This is a genomic window from Blastococcus sp. CCUG 61487, from assembly GCF_005222955.1.
Classification (GTDB): domain Bacteria; phylum Actinomycetota; class Actinomycetes; order Mycobacteriales; family Geodermatophilaceae; genus Blastococcus.
On the sequence record NZ_LWUA01000280.1, the window covers coordinates 1 to 4,034 of the forward strand.

The window sequence follows — 4,034 nt, forward strand, 5'->3', positions numbered from 1 at the left end:
CCGCGCACTGGAAGAAGATCTGGTCGACCAACCCGCTGGTTATCTTGAGCCGCGCCGAGGGTGTCCGGCATGTAGCTGACGGCGGGTTGAGCTCCCAGGTTCTGTCTGGTGGACGTGGTTATCTGCCGCGGTCCAGCACGTGGATCGGTGAGGAGCTCGGTGATCGTTCAGCAGGTGGTGATGCCCGCGTCGCGGCGTGAGTCGTGGACGGTGCTGGGCGAGGACGGGGTGCCGGTCGAACCGGTGGAACGGTTCCTGGCGTTCCTGACCGATGTCGAGCGATCGCCGAACACGGTTAAGGCGTACGCCCACGATCTGAAGGACTGGCTGGTCTTCCTGTTCGGCCGCGGGCTGGACTGGCGGGAGGTCCGCCTGGAGGACGTCGGCGGGTTCGTCGCCTGGCTGCGGCTGCCCCCGGCGGCACGGGACGGGCGGGTCGCGGTGTTGCCGTCGGTGGCACATCACTGCGGCGAGGCGACGGTGAACCGGAAGCTGTCGGCGGTCAGCGCCTTCTACCAGCACGCCGCCCGACACGGGGTGGACCTGGGCGAGCTGCTGACCAGCTGGCAGCCGGCCGGCCGGCGCGGGACAGCCTGGCGGCCGTTCCTGCACCACATCAGCAAGACCCAGCCGGCTGCCCGGCGGGCGGTCGGGTTGAAGGCCCCACACAGGCATCCGCGGGTGCTGACCGCCGCCGAGGTGCAGGCGATCCTGAACGCCTGCGACCGGCTGCGGGACCGGCTGCTGTTCGCGGTGCTGTTCGGCACCGGGATGCGGATCGGGGAAGCGCTCGGGTTGCGGCACGAGGACTGGGCCGCGGCCGAGTGCACCGTGGCGGTCGTGCCGCGGACCAACGACAACGGCGCCCGCGCCAAGTCGGGCCAGCCGCGGACGATCCCGGTCACCGCCGAGCTGATCCGCCTCTACGCCGACTACCTGCACGGCGAGTACGGCGAGCTGGACAGCGACTACGTCTTCGTGAACCTCTGGGGCGCCCCGCACGGCCACCCGCTGGGCTACGCCGCGGTCTATGACCTGGTCCGCCGGCTGCGCCGCCGGACCGGGCTGGATTTTGACCCGCACTGGTTCCGGCACACCTACGCCACCGGTCTGCTGCGCGCGAGCACCCCAGTGGAGGTGGTCAGCAAGCTGCTCGGGCACGCCTCGGTGACCACCACGGCGCAGATCTACGGGCACCTGACGGTCGAGGACGCCCGCCGGGTTCTGGAGCAGGCCGGCTGGTTCGACGGCGCGGTGCAGCTGTGACGGCGCCGGCGCCGACCAGAGAGCCGGGCACACGCCGTCCGATGTTGACCGAGCGGCTGTTGGGCGTGGTCCGTCCGGACTTCCGCGCCGACGTGCTCGTCTTCGATGCCGAGGACCCGGTGTTCGGCGGCGGCACCTGCCGGGTGACCGGCTGCCGGCGCACGGCCCGCTCCCGAGGCATGTGCCAGGGCCATCACCTGCGCTGGGTCAAGCAGGGCCGCCCCGACCTGGCGACGTTCGCCGCCGACACCGATCCGCAGTGGCGCCGTCAGCGCCCGAACGCTCACTGCCGGGTTCCCGGCTGCGGCTACGGAGTGGCCCGCACCGGCCTGTGCCAGCTGCACTTCCAGCGCTGGGACCGCGCGCACCGACCCGACCTGCCCCGGTGGCTGGCCGATCCGCCGGCGATCAAGCAGCCGGCGCCCGGTGCGGTCTGTCGGATCGAGCACTGCCCGTTGTGGCCGCACGCAGACGGGCCGTTCTGCCGCCCCCACGCCAACACCTGGCGGGTGCGTGGCCGCCCCGACGTGGAGGACTTCGTCCGCCGGTTCGTCGAGGTCACGGCCACCGAAGACGAGATCATCCGGCTCGATCGGCTCGGGCCCGGGCTGCGCCTGGAGATCGGCTACGCGCTGCAGCGCCGCCGCGACCAGCCGACCACCAAGACTCGGCCGGCGGTGGTCATGGCGCTGGTCCGGGCGCTGGTCTCCACCGGTGCGGCCTCGCTGCTGGACCGCAGCGAGGACGAATGGCGGACTCAGATCGGCCGCCTGGCACCGAAGGACGGCCAGCTGCGAGCGTTGCTGTTCTACGCCCGCCGTCAGGTCGAAGACCTCGTCGACGCCGGCGGCTGGGAGGCCGAGTTCGACCGCGACGTCTGGCAGATGCGCCGGCTGGGCTTCGACGGCAACCAGCGGCTGGACTTCACCAGCATCGCAGCGCCGTGGCTGCGCCCGCTGGTCAAACGATGGCTGCGTTGGCGGCTGAGCAGCGGGCTCGGGCTGGCGGCCGCCAGCCGCGGACTGCTCGCCCTGACCCGCTTCGCCGCCTTCTGCGAGCGCGCCGGCATCACCTCGCTGGTCGCCATCGACCGGGGCGTGCTCGAGCGCTACCTGGCCGATCTGCACGCCGAGCTGGCCGGCCGGCAGCGTCACGGTGATCAGATCGGGCAGCTCAACTCCTTCCTGCACGCGGTCCGCCAGCACCGCTGGGACGACTCGCTGCCCGCCGGAGCGTTGATCTTCAGCGAGGATTACCCCACCCGGACCGAGCGGCCACCACGGGCGCTGGCCGAGCAGGTGATGGCCCAGGTCGAGCACCCGGACAACCTCGCCCGCTTCCCCGACCCGGCCCACCGGCTGGTCACCGTGATCCTGATCCGGACCGGGCTACGGATCAGCGACGCGCTTCGCCTGCCCCACGACTGCGTGGTCCCCGACGCCGACGGCGCGCCCTACCTGCGTTACCTCAACCACAAGATGAAACGCCAGGCGCTGGTACCGATCGACGAAGAGCTGCACGCCCTGATCGCCGAACAGCAGGTGCGGGTCGCCGACGCCCCGGTGCTGTTTCCCCGGCCGACGAAGAACCCAGACCGCAGCGCCCCGATCGCCGCCTCGACCTACCGTCTGGCGCTCTACCGGTGGCTGGAATCCTGCGAGGTCCGCGACGCTCACGGCCGGCCCGTGCACCTGACGCCGCACCAGTGGCGGCACACGCTGGGCACACGGCTGATCAACCGAGACGTCCCGCAGGAGGTCGTGCGCCGCATCCTCGATCACGACTCGCCGCAGATGACCGCGCACTACGCCCGGCTGCACGACAGCACCGTCCGCCGGCACTGGGAGGCCGCCCGCAAGGTCGACATCACCGGTCAGACCGTTCTCGTCGACCCTGACGGGCCGCTGGCCGAGGCGGCCTGGGCCAAGCAGCGACTCGGCCGCGTGACACAGGCGCTGCCCAACGGGTTCTGCGGACTGCCGGTGCAGAAGAGCTGCCCGCACGCCAACGCCTGCCTGACCTGCCCGATGTTCGTCACCACCACGGAGTTCCTGCCCCAGCACCGCAGCCACCGCCAGCAGGTCCTGCAGATCCTCACCGCCGCCGAGGCCCGCGGCCAGGCCGGTCTGGTCGAGACCAACCAGCAGGTGCTGGGCAGCCTCGACCGGATCATCACCGCGCTCGACGACGATCCCCAGGCCGGCGCCGAGGGCTCCGCGCCCGCCGGTCAGCAGGTGGCCGATGCGGGCTGACAACTCCCACCACCTGCTCGCCGCGACCCAACGACGCTCCCAGGCCACCCACCGGCGAGCCGCCGCCGCGCTGCGGCGGATGGACAACGCCGGGGTCGCCGTCACCTTCGACGCGGTCGCCCGCGAGGCCGGCGTCTCCCGCTCCTGGATTTACACCCAACCCGACCTGCGCGGCGAGATCGAACGGCTCCGTGATCGCCAACGGCCCACCTCCGGCCGAGTCCTTCCCGACCGTCAACGCGGCACCGACGCCTCCCTGCTACGCCGCCTCGAGCTCGCCGCACAACGCATCCGGCACCTGGAGGAGGACAACAAGCGGCTCCGCCGCGCCCTCGCCGAAGCCCTCGGTGAACGCCGCGCCGACACGCCCAGCCGACCTCGACACGACGCGCTGGCCCCGCGGGTTTCCGGCGTCATCGGACCGTGCTGACCATCTCCGTCATCGACACCGTCCACATGGCAAACATGCAGCTCAACGTCATGATCACTTTGACAGCTCAAGATAACCTCCGAGCG

Annotated in this window: 4 protein-coding genes; all 4 read left to right on the forward strand. The window is 71.5% G+C overall.

Annotation, left to right across the window (positions count from 1 at the left end):
- Nucleotides 1-200, forward strand: a 200-nt coding sequence (locus tag A6V29_RS21365) for a hypothetical protein (protein ID WP_212719616.1), incomplete at its 5' end; no start/stop codon positions are given.
- Nucleotides 160-1,266 carry a tyrosine-type recombinase/integrase gene (locus A6V29_RS18780; RefSeq protein WP_137161729.1) on the forward strand — a complete coding sequence of 369 codons (1,107 nt, stop codon included), beginning with the start codon at nt 160-162 and terminating at the stop codon, nt 1,264-1,266. The genes A6V29_RS21365 and A6V29_RS18780, both read left to right, overlap by 41 nt.
- Before the next feature lie 41 nt (nt 1,267-1,307).
- Complete coding sequence (locus A6V29_RS18785) at nt 1,308-3,518, forward strand: tyrosine-type recombinase/integrase (RefSeq protein WP_137161730.1); 2,211 nt, start codon at nt 1,308-1,310, stop codon at nt 3,516-3,518.
- A complete protein-coding gene (locus tag A6V29_RS18790; protein ID WP_137161731.1) occupies nt 3,508-3,948 on the forward strand; it encodes a DUF6262 family protein in 441 nt (146 codons plus the stop codon). The genes A6V29_RS18785 and A6V29_RS18790 overlap by 11 nt, the downstream gene beginning before the upstream one ends.
- The last annotated feature ends 86 nt before the right edge of the window (nt 3,949-4,034 follow it).

What these genes read in the sequence shown, in the direction of transcription:
- A6V29_RS18790 (WP_137161731.1), top strand. Translation starts at nt 3,508, where the DNA reads ATGCGGGCTGACAACTCCCACCACCTGCTCGCCGCGACCCAACGACGC.
- A6V29_RS18785 (WP_137161730.1), top strand. Translation starts at nt 1,308, where the DNA reads ATGTTGACCGAGCGGCTGTTGGGCGTGGTCCGTCCGGACTTCCGCGCC.